This is a genomic window from Stenotrophomonas sp. 115C5 (assembly GCF_056861055.1).
The window spans coordinates 67,043-83,969 of sequence record NZ_JBSPUQ010000015.1 but is presented as its reverse complement, the minus strand read 5'-3'; the positions used below and the strand labels follow the sequence as shown (position 1 = coordinate 83,969).

Genomic DNA, 16,927 nt, shown 5'->3' with positions numbered 1-16,927 from the left:
GCCCGATTCCGGGTACCCATTCACACTCCAGGGGATAAGGATGCTGATCCGTCGAACCTCTTTGGCAGCGGCTGTTGCCGTTGCCACCGTCGGCCTGCTGGCCGCTGGCCCGGCGCTTGCCGATTACGCGAAGCCGCCGGAACACCTGCTCAAGGTGCTGAAGGCGCCGCCGCCGCCGGCGCCGAATGTGGCCCCGGGTGGCCAGCGCCTGCTGCTGACCACCGCGCAGACCTACCCGTCGATCAGCCGCGTCGCCCAGCCGTACCTGAAGCTGGCGGGTGTGCGCCTGGAGCCGAAGAACCGCAGCCGCCATGACACCCCCGGTGGCTACGGCATTCCGGCCTGCGTGGCCGACTTCACCCTGGTCGATATCGCCAGCGGCAAGGAGACCAAGGTCAACCTGCCGCAGGGCTGCGCGACCGGCGCGCTGTGGTCGGCCGATGGCAGCCACTTCGCCTTCCAGAATGCGGTCGATACCAGCGTGCAGCTGTGGGTGGGTGATGCGGCCACCGGGCAGGTGAAGCAGATTCCGAACGTGCAGCTGAACCCGATCTTCGGCAACACCGTGCAGTGGCTGGGTGGCAGCCAGAACCTGCTGGTGAAGCTGGTGCCGGCCAACCAGGGCCCGGCGCCGTCCAACGGTGGCGTGCCGACCGGTCCGGATGCGCAGGAGTCGCTGGGCAGCAGTGGCGAGAGCAGCACCTACGAAGCCCGCGACACGCTGACCAGCGTCCATGACGAGAAGCTGTTCGCCTATTACGGCGCTTCGCAGCTGGCCGTGGTCGATACCGCCGCCAACAGCGTGCGCCCGGTCGGGCAACCGGCGCTGTTCAATGAAGTCAGTGCCGCGCCCGATGGCGTGCATGTGCTGACCGAATCCATCAAGGCACCGTATTCGCATGCGGTGACCTACCAGCGCTTCGCCAACGACGTGGCCGTGCTGGATATCGCCAGCGGCAAGTCCACGCCGATCGCCAGCCTGCCGCTGGCCGATCGCGTGCCGGTGCACGGCGTGCCGGAAGGCCCGCGTGGTTTCGACTGGCGTGCCACCGATCCGGCCACCCTGGTCTATGCCGAGGCACTGGACAAGGGCGACTGGAAGGTCAGCGTGCCGCATCGTGACCGCGTGCTGATGCTGAAGGCGCCGTTCAACGGCAAGCCGACCGAAGTCACCCGTACCGCGCAGCGTTTTGAAGGCTTCGCGTGGTCCGCCGATCCGTCCGTGGCGTTCCAGTTCGAGAACGACGAGAACCGCCACTGGATGCAGACCCGCATCGTCGATGTGGACCAGCCGAAGAAGGAAGGCCGCCTGCTGTGGGACATGTCCAGCGATGAGCTGTACGGCAACCCCGGCAACCTGGTCTTTACCCGCCTGCCGAATGGCGCGCAGGTCGTGCGCCGTGAGGGCAACCATGTGTTCCTCAGCGGCCGTGGCGCCTCGCCGCAGGGCGACCGTCCGTTCCTGGACCGCCTGGACCTGGGCACGCTGAAGAGCGAGCGCCTGTTCCGGAGCAGTGCCGACGCCTACGAACAGTTCCTCGGTTTCAGCAACGCGCCGGGGCGCTACCTGACCTGGCACCAGTCGGTGATCGATCCGCCGAATGCCTTCATCCGCCAGCAGGGTGAGGCGGTGGCCGATGCGAAGGCTGGCGAGGCACAGTTCGCCTCCACCACGACCGCGTTGACCAGGCTGGTCGATCCGACCCCGGAAGTGCGCCAGATCAAGAAGCAGCTGGTGACCTACAAGCGTGCCGACGGCGTGGACCTGTCGTTCACCCTGTACACGCCGCCGGGCTACAAGGAAGGCCAGCGTGTGCCGGCGATCCTGTATGCGTACCCGGCCGACTTCGCCAACGCCGCGCAGGCCGGCCAGGTGTCCGGTTCGCAGCAGACCTTCACCCGCCTGCAGCCGTACCGCCTGATGCTGCTGGCCGGCTACGCGATCATCGACAACGCGTCGTTCCCGATCGTGGGCGACCCGAAGAACGCCTACGACACCTACCTGGAGCAGCTGGAAGCCGACGCCAAGGCGGCCGTGGACAAGGCCGTGGACATGGGCGTGGTCGACCGCAACCGCATCGGTGTGACCGGTCACAGCCATGGTGGCCTGATGACCGCCAACCTGATTGCGCACACCAACCTGTTCAAGGCCGGCGTGGCGACCAGTGGTTCGTACAACAAGACCTTCACCCCGTTCGGCTTCCAGAACGAACGCCGCTCGGTCTGGCAGGCGCAGGACGTGTACCTGAAGGCCTCGCCGTTCTTCTATGCCGACAAGATCAAGCTGCCGCTGCTGCTGGTCCATGGCGAAGACGACGCCAACCCGGGCACCGAGCCGTTCCAGTCGCGCAAGCTGTACCAGGCGATCCGCGGCAACGGCGGCACCACCCGCCTGGTGATGCTGCCGAACGAGCCGCACTGGTACACCGCGCTGGAGTCGAACGAGCAGCTGGTGGCGGAAATGTTGAACTGGTTCGACACCTACGTGAAGAACGCCAAGTAGCGTCGAGCCTGCTCGACCGCTTTGCAGAAGGCCGCCTTCGGGCGGCCTTCCTGCATCCTGCTGTAGAGCCGAGCCCACGCTCGGCTATCCGTTCGCCCGTAAACAGCTGCAAGTACTCTGCAATCAACTGTGGAGACTCGGTAACGACGTGTTACCGGCACATTCGCACGCCGCGCAAATGGTCTAGGCTGAACCTGATAGCTCGTTCCAGGTCGGTGCAATGAAAGCCATTCTCCTTGCTGCAACGTTGTCCTTGGTCCTGGTCTCAGCTGCAGGTGCGCAGCCAATGCCCACCGAGCTGGCGCAGCTGGGGATCATCGCCGGCATGCCCTACGCCAAGGCCAAGCGCCTGCTGGATGCTGCAGGCTGGCGGGCAAAACCTGCGCAGGGCGCGCCGGAATCGCTGGACGGCTTTCCGGAAGTCGGATGCCGGAAGGACGGAAAGCAGTGTGCGACGACCTTCGAAAAGGACGGTCAACAGATCGCGGTGCGGCTGGGCACTACCCTGGCAGGGCAGCCGTTCGTGCAGAGCGCTGACTGAGTACCCGCCCTCACGCCAGCGGTAGGCGGTCCTGCGCGTGCGACAGCCGGTCATGCAGGTCGCACACATGTTCTGCCTTGGCATGCACCCGGGTGGTATCGCCGAAACTGCGTAGATAAGCGCAGGCCGCGAAGCCGGCGCTCTTCTTTTCGTACTCCGCAATCCAGGCCAGCCGATCCGGATTGTTGGCCTGTTCGGCTGACCACGCGGCCACCGGCGGGCGGATGCGATAACGCAGGCCGACGCGCCACGGCTTCGGTGTCAGCCGCGCACGGAAGCAGTGCTGCAGTCGGCACATGCGCGCGTACAGGGTATCGGTGCCCAGTGCCTTGAAGAACGCCTGCAGCTGCTCGTCCTCGGGCGAGAAGGTGGCATGCATCGCCAGCACGCGCAGTCCCGCAGGCGTGCGGTAAGCGCGCAGATGCCAGTCGGGGTGTTGTTCGCTGAAGACTTCCACGCGCCGCAGCGCAAGCCCTTCGGCACCCCCTGCGGCCGCCAGACGCTGCCTGCGGCGCAACAGCAATGCGGCATTGACCAGAACCACCGCCGCTACGCCCAGCACCAGCCCCACCAGCCAGTGCCACAGCAGCGTGCCGGTGACGGCGCCGGCAAGCAGCACGATCGCCGCAACGATGGCCGGCATCACGCAGCCGGCTGGCGGCTGCGCATGGTCGATGTCGGCGAACAGCACGTCCGGGCTGTTGAGGCACAGTGCGCCATAGCTGTTGCGGGTGATGACGACGTCGCCGTCGCGCTGCACGATCTGCTCGCGGATCGGCACGCCCTCCACGCCGTAGTTGCTGCGCACTTCGCGGCGCGGCAGCGCCTGCCCGGCGAGGATGGCATTGAGGGCTTCGTTGGCGCGGCGGTCGGCGTGCACCTGCGCCTCTGCAGGGCCTTCGTCGGACCAGCCGAAGCGGCGCACCACCACCGGCCGGCCACGGAAGCGGGCCTGCAGGCGGGCTTCAGCCCAGTACGCGGGAACGATCATCATCGCGGGGTGCTCCATCTTCCGTGGCAGGTGCCGAATCGAGTCTGGCACAGCGCCGGGGTGCCTGCATCTGCTTGCTGCGGCGGCCGGGCCGGGGTGATAGATTGCGCGCTTCGCCTGCACTCCACCAAGGACGGAGCGATGTCCATGATCCTGCGCGGCCTGTCGGCCCTGGCCTGTGCCGGGGCAGTTGGCATGGCCACGGCGGCGGTACCGGCCGGGCCTCAGATTGTCACTGACGATGTCAGTCGCTTCTACGCGCTGTACGACAACGCAGGTGGCAAACCCAGCGTTGCGCAGTTGCGTGGATACATGGCCGAGGGTTCGGCGGGCCTGGCCGAGCTGGCGAAGGCGCGCCGGGTCACCCCCGAACGCATTGCCGAGTCCATCGCCAACCAGCCGGAACTGTATGCGCAGGGACGAAGCTGCCTGGCCGAACTGCCGGCGGTGAAACAACGCCTGACGCAGGTGTTTTCCAACCTGCAGGCCATCTACCCGCAGGCTGCGTTTCCGCCGGTGACCATCGCAGTCGGCCGTGGCCGTCCGGTCGGGCTGACCTCGAAAAGCGGGGTGATCATCGGCCTGGAAGCGCTGTGCGCAGCCGATTTCATGAATCCCAATGTGCAGGACCGCTTCGTGCACGTGATCGCGCACGAGTACGTGCACATCCAGCAGACCGGCCTGACCGACTTCGAGCCGGGCGACCCGCATGCGACGGTGCTGCGTGTTTCGCTGGGGGAGGGCATCGCCGAGTTCATCGCCGAACTGATTTCCGGCAACGTCGGCAACGGGCGCCACGCGGCCTGGACCCGTGGCCGGGAAGTGCATATCGAAAGCGCGTTCGCGCTGGATCTGGACAGCACCGATCTGTCGCCGTGGCTGTACAACTACAAGCCCGGCTCGCAGGAACCTTACGACCTGGGGTACTGGGCGGGATACCGCATCGCCAAGGCCTATTACCTGCAGGCCAAGGACAAGCGTGATGCGGTGCGAGCGCTGATCCAGCAGGACAACCCGAAGGCGATCCTGGCCGCCAGCGGCTGGACGCCGGGCATGTGGATGCCGGCAAAAGTCACGGGTGTGGCGGCGCGTACGGCTGCACGCTGAGCACAGGGCGGGGCGTTAGACTGCGGAAGATGATTTCAGGAGTACCCGCATGCGTGGATCTGTTGAGCTTGCCGCTGCCACCGTCGTGACGCTGTGCCTCGCGTTGGCTTCTCCGCTGGGCGCTGCAGAAGCCGTCGCAGTCAATCCGTTGCTGCAGACGCCGATCGACCAGCTGCGCCCCGACGAGGTTCGTTTCATGCAGCAGCGCCTGGCGGATTGGCCGCAGCTGCAACGCTATCGTGACGCGAACGTGCGACTGCCTGCGGCGGTACCGGGCCAGCCACGCGTGGTCTTCTACGGTGACTCGATCACCGAGGGCTGGGGTGCGGAAGGCAGTGCAGGATTTTTCCCCGGCAAGGGCTGGTTCAATCGTGGCATCAGCGGCCAGACCACGGCGCAGATGCTGGTGCGCTTCCCGCAGGACGTGCTGGCACTGAAGCCACAGGTGGTGGTGATCCTGGCCGGCACCAATGACATTGCCGGAAACACCGGCCTGTCCACGCAGGCGATGATTGAAGACAACCTGCATGCGATGGTGGACCTGGCCCGTGCACATGGCATCGCCGTGGTGCTGTCGTCGGTGCTGCCGGTCAGCGACTATCCGTGGCTGCCGGGCACAACGCCAGCGCCGAAGGTGCGCGCATTGAATACGTCATTGAAGCGCTATGCCGACGCGAAGCATGTGGTCTATCTGGACTACTACACGCCGATGGCCAATGCCGCCGGTGGACTGGATCCGCAGCTGGCCGAGGACGGCGTGCATCCCACGGCGAAGGGCTATGCGGTGATGGCGCCGTTGGCCGAAGCGGCGGTCAAGCGCGCGCTGCAGCAGAAGTAGCTCCCGCGGGCAGACTCGCCAGCAACCACTCGCAGAAACTGATCACCAGCGGATCGGCCGCGCTGTCCTCATGCACCAGCCAGCTCCAGCGCGGGCCGCGCACCCGTGCCTCATCCAGCGGATGCAGCAGGCCTTGATCGCAGGCGCGGGCCGCCAGCAGCTCACTGACCAGCGCGATGCCCAGCCCTTGGCAGGCGGCATCCAGCAGCTGCCCGGGCTCGGAGAAATTCATGCCTTCGCGGCGCTGGCCGACATCGGCGCCACCCTGTACCTGCCACTGGCTCCAGTCCATCTCGCGCTCGCCATGCAGGGTGAGGCGTTCGTGCGCGGGCGTGGCCAGAAGGTCGGGATGGCAGGCCGGAAAGAGGCGATCCTGCAGCAGCACGCGATGCTGGCACTGCGCCTGTGAGTCGAGGTCATCGCGTACCGCCACGTCCAGCGTCTGCGTGCTCATATCCGGCGCGTCCTCGCTGGTCAGCAGCCACAGGTCGGCGTCGGGATGCAGGCGGTGGAAGCTGGCCAGGCGCGGCACCAGCCAATGCCGGGCAAAGGCTGGGCTGGTGTTGACGATCAATTGATTCGGCTTGCGGTACTGATCGAGCCGGCGGATGCCGCTGGCCAGCTGCCGCAGCAGGGACTGGGTGGTTTCCAGCAGGTCGATGCCGGCGTCGGTGAGGGTGACGCTGCGGCCCTGCCGGAAGAACAACGGCTGCTGCAGCGAGGCTTCCAGGCCCCGGATCTGCTGGCTGATGGCCGACTGGGTCAGGTGCAGTTCCTCGGCGGCCCTGTGGAAACTACCCAGGCGGGCGGCGGCCTCGAAACCACGCAGCGCGTTCAGCGGTGGCCAATGCTTGAGCATTTCAGGTAAGTAAAACTGTTCAATTGATAGCTGAATCTATCGTTTGTTCTTATGGATGGGCAAGCGCAGCATAGCTTCCATCCCACACCGGCCCTGGAGCCAGTCATGAGCAGCCGTCGTCACTTCCTCACCCAGCTGGCGGGCGCCGCCGGTCTTGGCGGCCTGGCCGCCCTCGGCCTGGCGGGGCTGCCGGCGCGCGTATCTGCCGCGGGGCCAACTGCGGGCATCTGGCGCATGCCGGATGAGCATGGGCCGCAGGAACGTGTCTTTCTGGCCTTCGCCGCGCAACCGCGGGTGTGGGGCGCGCAGGCCGATGCGGTGAACACCGCCGTGGCACGGCTGGCCCGCACCATCGCCCGCCACCAGCCCGTCAGCGTGCTGTGCCGCCCGGCGCAGCGGAAGCAGGCGCAGGACCGCTGCGGCCGCGACAACATCGAGTTTCTCGAAGTACCGCTGGATGACATCTGGGTGCGCGATTACGGCGGTTGCTTCGTCACCAATGGCCGGGGCGGACTGGGGCTGGTCGACTTCAACTTCAACGGCTGGGGCGGCAAGCAGAGCGCACGCAACGATGGCGCGGTGGCGCCCTGGCTGGCGCAGGTGACCGGCGCGACGCTGCTGGAAAGCGATCTGGTGGGCGAGGGCGGCGGCATCGAAGTCGATGGCCATGGCACCGCGATCCTCACCGAGAGCTGCTGGGTGAACCGCAACCGCAATCCAGACTGGTCGCGCGCGGATATCGAGGCTGAGCTGAAGCATCACCTGGGCCTGCGCAAGGTGATCTGGCTGCCCGGTATTGCCGGCGAAGACATCACCGATGCGCATGTGGATTTCTATGCGCGCTTCGTGCGGCCGGGCGTGGTGGTCGCCAACCTGGACAATGATCCGGAGTCCTACGATTACGATCTGACCCGCGAGCACCTGGACATTCTGCGCGGGGCCACCGATGCCGATGGCCGTCGCCTGCAGGTGCATACGCTGCCGCCGCCGCTGGACGGGCGCGACAACGTGCATACCCGCGACAACGACGATCTGGCGATGGGCTATATCAACTACCTGCCGATCAACGGCGCGGTGGTCGCGCCGCAGTTCGGTGACGACGCAGCCGATGGCTACTGCCGTGAACTGCTGGAAGACATGTATCCCGGCCGCGTGATCGAACAGGTGGATATCGATGCGATCGCCGGTGGCGGTGGCGGCATCCATTGCGTGACCAAGAACATGCCGAAGGTAGGCTGAGTTGCCTCAGGCGTCGTCCTGCTTCAACGCCGCATCGGCCGCCAGCAGCGCCTCGGCGGCTGCACTGAGCGGCGGCGACGGCGGGGCGACCACGCCGATCGCTTCCATCATCTTCGGCATGCCCAGGAACTGGCGCGCGCGGCGGTCGTAGATGCCGGTGACCAGCAGCGCACGGGTGGCGATCTTCTGCTCGGGCCCGATCAGCACGCGCTGCTCCATGATGCCGCGCGAGCCGGCCCAGCCCACCAGGCGCGTTTCCAGGGTGAAGCGCTGGAACGGCTTGAGTTCGCGGCGGAACTGGATGGTGCCGGCACCGACGATCGGTGCCCACTTCTCGCGCAGCGCCACCCGGCCCAGGCCCATGCGCAGGATCAGGTCCAGCCGGCCCAGATCGAAGATGTTCCAGTAGCGGCCGTTGGTCATGTGCAGGTTGCTGTCCAGATCATTGGGCAGTACACGGAACTGCAGGCGCGAGACCCCGAACGGGGCCTCCAGCTTCGGCCGGAACAGACTGCACAGCAGCAAGTGGAGCAGGCGGAACCAGAGATTCATGGTTATGACGACTGTTATAGAATCGTCGATACGCTAATCTATGACGACTGTCCTGGCAAGGAGCCTGCCATGAGCCCGCGCCCCTCTGATGCGCCACAACGCGTGATTGATGCTGCGGCACAGATGCTGGCACGCGTGGGTCTCAATGCCACCAGCATCCGTGAGGTGACCAAGCTGGCCGAGGCGCCGCTGGGTTCCACCTATCACCACTTTCCCGGCGGCAAGCAGGAGTTGCTGGCGCGTGCCACTTACATGGCTGGCGACAAGGTGGAAGCGCTGCTGGTGGAGCTGCTGAAGGGCGGCGCAGTGCAGGGCCTGCAGCAGTTCCTGGCAATGTGGCGCGAGCGCCTGTTGCGCTCCGGGTTCCGCGCCGGCTGCCCGGTGCTGGCTGCTGCCGTGGAGGAGCCGGTTGACGCGGTGCCCAGCCAACCGCGCGCGGCAGCTGCCGAGGTGTTCATGCGCTGGCAGGGCCATCTGGCCGCAGCGTTCGTCGCCGACGGCCATGACCCGGCCGCCGCGGGTGGGCTGGCCAATCTGGTGATTGCCAGCGTGGAAGGTGCGGTGGCGATGTGCCGCGCGCTGCAGGACATCGCCCCGTTCGACCAGGTGGCCGCGCAGTTGCTGAAGGCCGCCGCGCCTCCTTGATCCGGCGGCACGGTCGCGGGAGACTCGGCGCAGGCCCTGACTGGACGCCGCCATGGACGAATCGCACTGCCGCCATCTGATCGAGCACTACCTGCAGGCCTACAACCGCTTCGACATCGACGCCATGCTGGCGGTGCTGGCGCATGACGTGCGTTTCGAGAACCACAGCGGTAACCAGCTCACGATGGTCACCGAAGGCATCGATGCCTTCGGCGAACTGGCACGGCAATCGGCGCCGTTGTTCCGTGAGCGCGAGCAGCGGTTGCTCGAGCTGACCTTCAAGGATGATGTGGCGCTGGCCAGCATCGGCTGGCGTGGCGTGTTCGCGCAGGACATTCCCGATGGTCCCTGCGCGGGCACGGAACTGGCCCTGCAGGGACACAGCGAGTTCGCTTTTGAGGACGGTCGCATCGTGCGGATCGTCGACCGCAGCTGATGATCAATGGCCTCGGCCCGTCGTCTGGACAGTGGCCACGGCCGCGGTAGAATCCGCGCAACACCACCCACGCGTGCCCGGCAAGGATGTCCGCATGCTGTATCAGGTTCTTGAGCTTCCATGCTCCACGATCCGCGGCACCCGGTGGCGCCGATGAAACGCACCCGTTTCTTTGCGCGGAGCCCGCTGAAGTTGCCGGTGAACCGCGCCGGTGAGCTTGTGCGCGCGCGGCGACACCTGCAGGAACGCGGTTGGCCGCGCCTGCAGATGGCGCTGATCGTGGCGCTGACCGGTGCGGCCGGTTTCCTTGCCTCGCACCTGCTGCGTCTGGCCGGTATCGACGCGATGCTGCTTCGCTACCCGATGGCCGTATTGCTGGCCTATGGCGTGTTTCTGCTGCTGATGTGGATCTGGATCCGCTGGCGCTGGGACAACGTGCTTGATGGCCTGTCGCCGGATGTGGGCAGTGGCAGCCCTTCGCCTCGCGGAGGTGCCGTGGAATCACCGTGGAGCGGCGTCGGTGGCCGTTCTGGAGGTGGCGGCGCGTCAGCTTCGTGGAATGAGTCGGCGCAGGCCGGCGGCGGCGATGCCGGTGAGCTGCCGTTGACCGGCCTAGCCGAAGACGAAGCGGGCCTGCCGTTGCTGGCGATCCTCGGCATCGTCGCGCTGGTGGCGACCGTCCTGCTGGCGAGCGTGTGGGTGGTGTGGTCTGCGCCGGTGCTGATGGCCGAATTGTTGGTGGACGCCGCCATCGCCGGTGGCCTGTACCGGCGCATGCAGGGCATGCACGAGCAGGGGTGGTGGCGGGTATGCGTGACGCACACGATCTGGCCGCTGCTCGGCCTGCTGCTGTTCTTCGTGGTGCTGGGCTGGCTCGCGCAGGAACTCGCGCCAGATGCGACCCATCTGCTGCAGGTCATTCAAGCGCTGTAGCGCCACGTTCCCGGCCGATATCCCAACCTGCTTCATTTCTTCCAGGAACTTCATGCGACAGCGCATTGCAGGGAAACGCGTCCTGGGCACAACGGTCGTTCTATCGATGGTTGCAGTCGTAGCGCTGATCGCCAGCGTGCGCCCGCAATGGCGGCAGGCAGTCGGCCCACCTCCGATCAATCTGGGAACGGCACGGATGCAGGCCGAAGTGATGGCAGAGCTCATCGACCTGCGACCGACACCACCAGGGAAGCCGCCGGAACCACCGATTCCAATCAAGGGAATCTTCTCCCCGATGCTGACCGGTAACAGTGGATCCGCGACCGCGGCAGTGCCGCTGGAAGATGTCGCGCCAGCACACTTCGAGCCGCGCGGCTGGCAGCCCGACATGCCATTTGCCGTGATGGAATGGACTGCGCCTACCTGCGGCGAAGGAGACCCCGCCCCTGTCTGCCAGGTTCGTCACAGCGTCGTGGAATGGCGTGATGATGACAGTGCAGCGTCCTTTCAACTGCAGCAGCATCTGGAGTCGATGCTGCAGGTTGTGAACCGCCGGGCTGTACGGGTACCCGACCTCGCGTTTGAGCTTGCGCATGTGCGGGCGCAGCGGATGACGTGGGACGAACTTCAGGACCGACGCGCGCGCGGTATCGAGGGATGCAAGGGTGGTCCGGGCAATACCGATCTGGGCGTTGTCTATCTGCAGCGTCCTGTGTTCAGCCTGGACGGGAACTGGGCAATGGCATCGATCGCCTCGGATCTGTGCAGCGGCGGAACGGGTATGCGCGGCCTCTACCTTCTGCACCGCAGGAATGGCGGATGGGAGCGCATTCGAGTGGAGCCTGTCCGCCATATGAGCTTTGGACACGGCCTGTGGCCCGCGTTGCCGGAGTCGTGATGACAGATACCTCGTTCAAGCCAGACCGTGACTGCCAACAACGGATCGCCTGGCGACGCATTGCATCGCTGGCGGCGGCGCTGTCGGCTTTGGCTCTCATGGCCGGGATCTGCAGCCTGCGCCCGAGGTGGCAGCAGGAGATCGGTCGGCTACCGATCAACCTGGGAACGGCGCAGATGCAGGCTGAGGCGATGGCGCTGGCGATCCGGCAGATGCCGCCATTCCCCCTTCCACCCGCATTGCCGCAGCCAACGCCAGTTCTGCCAACGTCGCTGAGCGAGGTGCCCACCGCACCGCAGACGCCGTCCACGCGCGTTGATCGATGGGGCCCGCAGGAGCAGCCGCAGTTGACCGACCCGGTGGGGGAGGACATCTACGGGATGGAGCAGACCTTGCCCTATTGCTGGCCGGGCAGCAGTGCCTCCATCTGCCAGGAGGTGGACGATCTGGTCCTGCCGCTGGACGATTGGTGGCCGCCGGACATCCATGCGCTGCGGTTGCAGCTGCAGGCGGACCTGGTTCCCGCCAATCGCCGGTCCACGCCAGTGCCTGCGGCCGCATTGGCCGGTGCGCAGCGGATGGACAGCGCGGGGCTTCGAGTGCTGCGGGAGCAGGGGTGCGGGGCAACGGTGCATGGGCCGACTCGGACATACGACCACGTCGCCTATCTGACCCGGCCCGTTTTCAGCGTCGATGGGCAGTGGGCTATGATCGCGGTCGCCTGGGATTCGTGTTCCGGCGATTTCGTCTACCGGGAGCTTGTCGTGCTGCATCGGGAACAAGGACGCTGGATGGCCGAACCCCCGGAACGGGGTCTGGGCGGCGTATGGGACGGCCGCATACTGCGGCCCTAGACGTACAACCACTGACGAGGAAGAGCGCATGGATGTCGCTGCACGCAGGAACAGGACGTTGTTTCGTTGGATCATGGTGACGCTGTTGGCGGTACTGATGCCGTTTGCAGCACTGGCGCAGCCCGCAGCCGGGCAGGCCGATGGCGCCGAAGCCGCCACTGCCGCGGAAGAGGCCCAATGCCGCGCCTGCAGCTATGAGCGTATCGGGCCCAAGATCGATATCGGACTGGTTGCACTGGTGTCGCTGCTGGTGGTGGGCTTGCTGGTAGCGGTGTCCCGCGAGTGGGGCACCACGTCGCAGCGCTGGACCTGCCGCACGCTGGCCCTGCTGCTGGTGGGTGTCGGCGTGGCGTTGCTGTGGTGGGCTGGCAGCGTCGTCTACCTGGGCTACAACCCGTGGCAGGAAATGGCCGCCCCTGTCGATGGCTCGCTCACCTCGACACTGCTCAACACCTCACCGAAGTGGCTGGCGGCGCTGGTGTTGATTGGTTTCGCACCTTCCATCTGGAAGCGCAGCGAGCGCCTGCCGGCCTGGCGTATCGGCTGACCCTGGAACGACGGCGCCGACTCACATCCGGCGCCGCCTGCGGTAATCAGTCAAAGCGCCAGCGCACGCCCGCATAGACGCCACGCCCATCGCCCGGAGTCGAGCGTGCGACATCCTTGCCGGCGTCGTCGTAGCCCGGCGTGACCGTGGCGGCGTAGTGGCGGTTGCCGATGTTGCGCATCTCCGCCCAGGCCTGCCAGCGGCCACCGGGTGCGTCGTAGCCGATGCGGCTGCCGAAGATCACATGGCTGTCGGCCCAGTAGCTGTTGGCGTAGTCCACCGCGATGCGCGAGGCGTATTCGGTGTTCAGCGCCGCGTACAGGCCGGACGCGTGATCGAAGCGCAGCTCGGCCTGGTAGCCGTGGCGCGGCAGGCCGGGCAGGCGGTTGCTGCCGAAGCGTGCATCGTGGCGATAACGGAAATCACTGAAGGTGTACGCCTGGCGCAACGACAGGCGCCCCGGCGCGGCCTGCCACAGTGTGCTGTCCAATCCGGCTTCGATGCCACGGTGCACGGTGGGGCTGGCGTTGTTCTCTGCGATGAACAGGTTCGGTACCGGCTGCAGCTCCACGCTCAGCAGCTCGTGGTTGACGTGCGCGTAGTAGCCGGTCAGTTCCCAGCGGCCCAGCACGGCGTCGCCGCGCGCACCCAGTTCCAGCGTGGTGGCGGTCTGGTTCTGCATCGGCACCGGCGCGCGCTGGCGGCCGGTAGACGGGCCATTGCCCGGCCCGAAGTACTGGTTCGAGCCCCAGATCATCGACCACGGATGCGGCGCTTCCACCGAGCGGCTGAGGTTGCCGAACCACTGGGTCTGGGCGCTGTGCTGCCAGGTGAAGCCCAGTCGCGGCGCATAGTCCCAGTCGTGGTCGCGCAGACGGCCGCCGCTGCTCGGCCAGGTCACCTGCACATCGCGGCGGGTGTTGATCAGTGCCAGCCCGGTCTGCATGCGCAGGCGGTCATTGAAGGTGAGGGTATTGCCGACGTGCAGCGTGCTGTCGGTGCCGTGGTGGCGGAAGTCACGCGTGCGCGTACCGGCGGCATAGCCGTTGCTGGCAAAGCGCAGCGACTCGCGCACATCGGCGTCCAGATCGTGGGTGATGCGCAGACCGACCGTGGTTTCGCTGTCCAGGCCGAACAGCTGGTGGCGGCGGCGGTAGTCCAGCGTGGCGTTGAGGTTGGCGTAGTCCAGCTGCTGCCGGTACAGGCTCTCGTTCAAGTCCATCGGGTACGCGTGATAGACCAGCCCGGCCTGCAGCGAGGAGTCCTCATCGATCTGCAGCGTGGTGACGTTGCCCACCCAGGTGCTGCCCGGCTGCGGGCGGCGCGCATCGATGGCCAGGTTGGCCGCATTCGCGGCGCGTGGATCGTTGCGGATCTGATCGCGGGTCAGGCGGCCGGGCGTTTCATGATTCGTTTCGCGATAGCGCACGAAGAAACGCGTCTGCAGGTCGGGCGTGATCTGCCAGCCGATGTTGGCCATCGCGCCCTTGCCGTCGCCGCGCGCATGGCGCTGGTAACCGTCGAATTCGGTATCGTTGTAGGCCAGGAAGTAGTCGACATCACCACTGACGCCGCCCCAGCTGATGCCCCGCTTCTGGTAGCCACGGCTGCCGGCTTCGTAGTGCAGCTGCACGCCGGCCGAATCACGACCGCTGCGGCTGACGTAGTCGATGGCACCGCCCAGCGCCAGCGCGCCGCGCTCGAAGCCGTTGGCGCCGCGCAGCACTTCCACGCGTGACAGCCACAGCGGTTCCAGCAGCTCGTAGGGCGTGCCGCCGGGGCCGGTCAGTGGCAGGCCGTCGATCGACACGGCGATGCCCGAGGCGTGCGCACCCGGGCCACGGTTGATGCCCGAGCCACGGATCGAGATCTTGGTGCCTTCGTTGCCCGGCGATTGCGCGCTGATGCCCGGCTGGTAGGCCAGCACATCGGCACTGCTGGACAGTCGGCTGTTGGCCTTGGACACGTCGATGACGTTGCTGGCGCCGGGCACGCGCTTCAGCGCCTCGCGTGCCTGCGTGCTGGCATCGGCAGCAGCGGTGACCTGCACGGCATCCAGCGTGGTGGCCTGCGGGGCTGCAGTGGCGGTGGAGGAAAGGCCGAGGGAAACGGCCAGGAACAGCAGCGAGGGGGTGGGGCGGTACGACGAGAGCGACATGCGGGAATGCTGTAAACCACGAAAGTGGCGCGCAAGTTAACAGGTTGCGAGCGGTACGTCACCCATCACCGGCGTATGGGGGCTGGTGCGCCTGTAGAGCCGAGCCCATGCTCGGCTGCTTTTTTACGGAGCCGAGCATGGGCTCGACTCTACAGCAGGGTTTACTGCGAAGGCTTCGCCAGCGCCTTGGCCTTCGCGTACAGCGCCTTGGCAGTCTCCGCATCACCCAACGCTGCATGGCACTCCGCCAAGCTGTCCCACACATTGGCCGAATCCGGATACAACTCGGCGTTGAGCGCGAACACCTTCAATGCCCTGCGTGCACCCAGGCTCTGGCGGATGGCATAGCCATCGGCATTGATCGCACGCTCCAGTTCATCGGTCGCAATGCCGCTGCTGTCACGCAACCGTGTGCGCAGGGCTGGTGCAGCGCCTGCATCATCATCCAGCGCATAGGCAATCAAGCGTTCGGACAACACCGCATGCGGAAATTCCTTCGGTGCGGCCACCGCCATCGTGCTTTCCACCAGCGTGCTCGACCACACATTGCGCGCACTGCCATTGGTCAGGTACACGAATACCCAGTAGCCATTCGCCAACGTGCCCTTGTAGGCCAACCGCGCACGCACGCGGGTACCGCCATCGTGACCGACCTGGGTGTAGCCATCGCTGCGCACGGTATCCCAGCCGGTGGAGAAGAAATTGTTGCCGCCACCGGCCAGTTTCTGCGGCTGCCAGAGTTTTTCCAGGGTCGCCGTGCGCAGCAGCTTGCCGGTCGCCAGCGCCTGCAGGAAACGGTTCATGTCGCCTACGGTGGTCTGCAGATCGGCATGGCCCCAGCCGTAGCCCGGCCAGGGATCTTCATTGGCCGGTTGCAGGTGGCCGTCCTTGCCGATGTAGGGCACGGCCGCGCGCTGGGCGGGCACGCTGGCGATGCCCCACGAGGTGCTGGTCATTTTCAATGGCTGCAGGATGCGTTCGCGCGCGATGGCCGGGTAGGGCTTGCGGTAGTGCGCTTCCAGCAAGGCGGTCAGCACCAAGTAGTTTGCCTGGGTGTACTGCACGCGGCTGCCGGTGGCGAACTGCATCGGTGCCGCGCCGGCCACCTTCAGTGCAGCGGCAAGATCAGGGGCTACACCGGGGTAGCCCTTGCTGACCCAGCGGTTGTCCACGCGGTCGTAGTACTCGCCGATACCTGAGCTGTGGTTGAGGAAATCGCGCACGTGGATCGCCTGCCATGCAGTGGGCAGGTCCTGCACATAGCGACTGGCCGGCGCATCCAGATCCACCTTACCCTGGTCCACCAGCTGCATCACCAGCGTGCTGGTCAGCAGCTTGGCCATCGATTGCGCGGCGAAGATGGAATCGACGGTGGCAGGCGCGTGGGTAGCGGGATCACGTTCACCGCTGGCGCCCTGGTACAGCACCTGGCCGTTGTGTGCGACCAGCACTGCCTGGCCGGCAATGCCGTAACGCTCGCGGTTGGCCTTCAGCTGGGTGTCGAGCTGATTGGAAAGATCGCCGGCAGTTTCAAGCGCCGAAACGGGTGGGATCGCAAACAGCGTGCAGAGCAATGCAGCAGCCAGGGTGCGGTACATCGCGGTGATCCGTCAGCGGTGATGGCGCATGTTGGTCAGCGACGGGCATTGGGTCAAGCATGTAGAGCCGAGCCCATGCTCGGCTGCCTTCGGGTCAGGCGTCGTGGGCCCGGACGCATTGAGCCGAGCATGGCTCGGCTCTACAGGTGCTTTACGGTAGTGGCGGCCGCGGGGCGGCCCCCCAGCAAACAGCCCCGAAAAACCCCCAGATCCACGACCAATTAATTC

Annotated in this window: 16 protein-coding genes; 11 read left to right on the top strand and 5 right to left on the bottom strand. The window is 66.2% G+C overall.

Annotation, left to right across the window (positions count from 1 at the left end):
* Positions 1-40 precede the first annotated feature (40 nt).
* Positions 41-2,503: a S9 family peptidase gene (locus tag AC13FN_RS16420; RefSeq protein WP_054172106.1), complete on the top strand. Its 2,463-nt coding sequence runs from the start codon at positions 41-43 to the stop codon at positions 2,501-2,503.
* A gap of 286 nt (positions 2,504-2,789) precedes the next feature.
* Complete coding sequence (locus tag AC13FN_RS16415) at positions 2,790-3,044, top strand: hypothetical protein (protein WP_239682920.1); 255 nt, start codon at positions 2,790-2,792, stop codon at positions 3,042-3,044.
* Between the two features lie 10 nt (positions 3,045-3,054).
* On the opposite strand, the gene AC13FN_RS16410 is transcribed toward AC13FN_RS16415, so the two are convergent.
* On the bottom strand, positions 3,055-4,038 hold the full coding sequence (locus AC13FN_RS16410; protein WP_482984975.1) for a hypothetical protein: 984 nt from the start codon (positions 4,036-4,038) through the stop codon (positions 3,055-3,057).
* A 138-nt stretch (positions 4,039-4,176) separates the two neighbouring features.
* On the opposite strand from AC13FN_RS16410, the gene AC13FN_RS16405 reads away from it, so the two are divergent.
* Positions 4,177-5,142 carry a DUF2268 domain-containing putative Zn-dependent protease gene (locus AC13FN_RS16405; protein WP_054172103.1) on the top strand — a complete coding sequence of 322 codons (966 nt, stop codon included), beginning with the start codon at positions 4,177-4,179 and terminating at the stop codon, positions 5,140-5,142.
* Between the two features lie 49 nt (positions 5,143-5,191).
* Positions 5,192-5,980, top strand: coding sequence for an SGNH/GDSL hydrolase family protein (locus AC13FN_RS16400; RefSeq protein WP_054172102.1), 789 nt, complete (start codon positions 5,192-5,194; stop codon positions 5,978-5,980).
* Here AC13FN_RS16400 and AC13FN_RS16395 read toward each other — a convergent pair.
* Complete coding sequence (locus AC13FN_RS16395; RefSeq protein WP_482984976.1) at positions 5,955-6,839, bottom strand: LysR family transcriptional regulator; 885 nt, start codon at positions 6,837-6,839, stop codon at positions 5,955-5,957. The genes AC13FN_RS16400 and AC13FN_RS16395 overlap by 26 nt on opposite strands.
* Positions 6,840-6,944: 105 nt before the next feature.
* Here AC13FN_RS16395 and AC13FN_RS16390 point away from each other — a divergent pair, with 105 nt between their 5' ends.
* A complete protein-coding gene (locus tag AC13FN_RS16390) occupies positions 6,945-8,078 on the top strand; it encodes an agmatine deiminase family protein (protein WP_049436719.1) in 1,134 nt (377 codons plus the stop codon).
* Positions 8,079-8,084: 6 nt separating this feature from the next.
* Here the strand turns inward: AC13FN_RS16390 and AC13FN_RS16385 are convergent, their stop codons facing one another.
* Positions 8,085-8,630, bottom strand: coding sequence for a thioesterase family protein (locus tag AC13FN_RS16385; protein WP_049436718.1), 546 nt, complete (start codon positions 8,628-8,630; stop codon positions 8,085-8,087).
* 69 nt (positions 8,631-8,699) lie between these two features.
* On the opposite strand from AC13FN_RS16385, the gene AC13FN_RS16380 reads away from it, so the two are divergent.
* From AC13FN_RS16380 to AC13FN_RS16355, 6 genes are all read left to right on the top strand, one after another.
* On the top strand, positions 8,700-9,275 hold the full coding sequence (locus AC13FN_RS16380) for a TetR/AcrR family transcriptional regulator (RefSeq protein WP_049436717.1): 576 nt from the start codon (positions 8,700-8,702) through the stop codon (positions 9,273-9,275).
* Between the two features lie 52 nt (positions 9,276-9,327).
* Positions 9,328-9,711: a nuclear transport factor 2 family protein gene (locus AC13FN_RS16375; protein ID WP_049436716.1), complete on the top strand. Its 384-nt coding sequence runs from the start codon at positions 9,328-9,330 to the stop codon at positions 9,709-9,711.
* A gap of 153 nt (positions 9,712-9,864) precedes the next feature.
* Positions 9,865-10,644 (top strand): hypothetical protein, encoded by a 780-nt coding sequence (locus AC13FN_RS16370; RefSeq protein WP_049436779.1) that lies wholly within the window; start codon positions 9,865-9,867, stop codon positions 10,642-10,644.
* A gap of 52 nt (positions 10,645-10,696) precedes the next feature.
* The gene (locus AC13FN_RS16365) at positions 10,697-11,542 is read left to right on the top strand and encodes a hypothetical protein (RefSeq protein WP_049436715.1); all 846 of its coding nucleotides are present in this window, start codon (positions 10,697-10,699) and stop codon (positions 11,540-11,542) included.
* Positions 11,542-12,396 carry a hypothetical protein gene (locus AC13FN_RS16360; RefSeq protein ID WP_482984977.1) on the top strand — a complete coding sequence of 285 codons (855 nt, stop codon included), beginning with the start codon at positions 11,542-11,544 and terminating at the stop codon, positions 12,394-12,396. The genes AC13FN_RS16365 and AC13FN_RS16360 overlap by 1 nt, the downstream gene beginning before the upstream one ends.
* Before the next feature lie 28 nt (positions 12,397-12,424).
* Positions 12,425-12,943 carry a hypothetical protein gene (locus AC13FN_RS16355; protein WP_049436713.1) on the top strand — a complete coding sequence of 173 codons (519 nt, stop codon included), beginning with the start codon at positions 12,425-12,427 and terminating at the stop codon, positions 12,941-12,943.
* A gap of 46 nt (positions 12,944-12,989) precedes the next feature.
* On the opposite strand, the gene AC13FN_RS16350 is transcribed toward AC13FN_RS16355, so the two are convergent.
* Positions 12,990-15,101, bottom strand: a complete 2,112-nt coding sequence (locus AC13FN_RS16350; protein WP_482984978.1) for a TonB-dependent receptor family protein — start codon at positions 15,099-15,101, stop codon at positions 12,990-12,992.
* 161 nt (positions 15,102-15,262) lie between these two features.
* A complete protein-coding gene (locus AC13FN_RS16345; protein ID WP_049436711.1) occupies positions 15,263-16,699 on the bottom strand; it encodes a serine hydrolase domain-containing protein in 1,437 nt (478 codons plus the stop codon).
* Positions 16,700-16,927: the final 228 nt, after the last annotated feature.

Coding starts and splice junctions, on each gene's coding strand:
- AC13FN_RS16410 (WP_482984975.1), bottom strand. CDS start 4,038: ATGATGATCGTTCCCGCGTACTGGGCTGAAGCCCGCCTGCAGGCCCGC.
- AC13FN_RS16345 (WP_049436711.1), bottom strand. CDS start 16,699: ATGTACCGCACCCTGGCTGCTGCATTGCTCTGCACGCTGTTTGCGATC.
- AC13FN_RS16365 (WP_049436715.1), top strand. CDS start 10,697: ATGCGACAGCGCATTGCAGGGAAACGCGTCCTGGGCACAACGGTCGTT.
- AC13FN_RS16350 (WP_482984978.1), bottom strand. CDS start 15,101: ATGTCGCTCTCGTCGTACCGCCCCACCCCCTCGCTGCTGTTCCTGGCC.
- AC13FN_RS16395 (WP_482984976.1), bottom strand. CDS start 6,839: ATGCTCAAGCATTGGCCACCGCTGAACGCGCTGCGTGGTTTCGAGGCC.
- AC13FN_RS16405 (WP_054172103.1), top strand. CDS start 4,177: ATGTCCATGATCCTGCGCGGCCTGTCGGCCCTGGCCTGTGCCGGGGCA.
- AC13FN_RS16355 (WP_049436713.1), top strand. CDS start 12,425: ATGGATGTCGCTGCACGCAGGAACAGGACGTTGTTTCGTTGGATCATG.
- AC13FN_RS16370 (WP_049436779.1), top strand. CDS start 9,865: ATGAAACGCACCCGTTTCTTTGCGCGGAGCCCGCTGAAGTTGCCGGTG.
- AC13FN_RS16390 (WP_049436719.1), top strand. CDS start 6,945: ATGAGCAGCCGTCGTCACTTCCTCACCCAGCTGGCGGGCGCCGCCGGT.
- AC13FN_RS16420 (WP_054172106.1), top strand. CDS start 41: ATGCTGATCCGTCGAACCTCTTTGGCAGCGGCTGTTGCCGTTGCCACC.
- AC13FN_RS16380 (WP_049436717.1), top strand. CDS start 8,700: ATGAGCCCGCGCCCCTCTGATGCGCCACAACGCGTGATTGATGCTGCG.
- AC13FN_RS16400 (WP_054172102.1), top strand. CDS start 5,192: ATGCGTGGATCTGTTGAGCTTGCCGCTGCCACCGTCGTGACGCTGTGC.
- AC13FN_RS16415 (WP_239682920.1), top strand. CDS start 2,790: ATGCCCACCGAGCTGGCGCAGCTGGGGATCATCGCCGGCATGCCCTAC.
- AC13FN_RS16385 (WP_049436718.1), bottom strand. CDS start 8,630: ATGAATCTCTGGTTCCGCCTGCTCCACTTGCTGCTGTGCAGTCTGTTC.
- AC13FN_RS16360 (WP_482984977.1), top strand. CDS start 11,542: ATGACAGATACCTCGTTCAAGCCAGACCGTGACTGCCAACAACGGATC.
- AC13FN_RS16375 (WP_049436716.1), top strand. CDS start 9,328: ATGGACGAATCGCACTGCCGCCATCTGATCGAGCACTACCTGCAGGCC.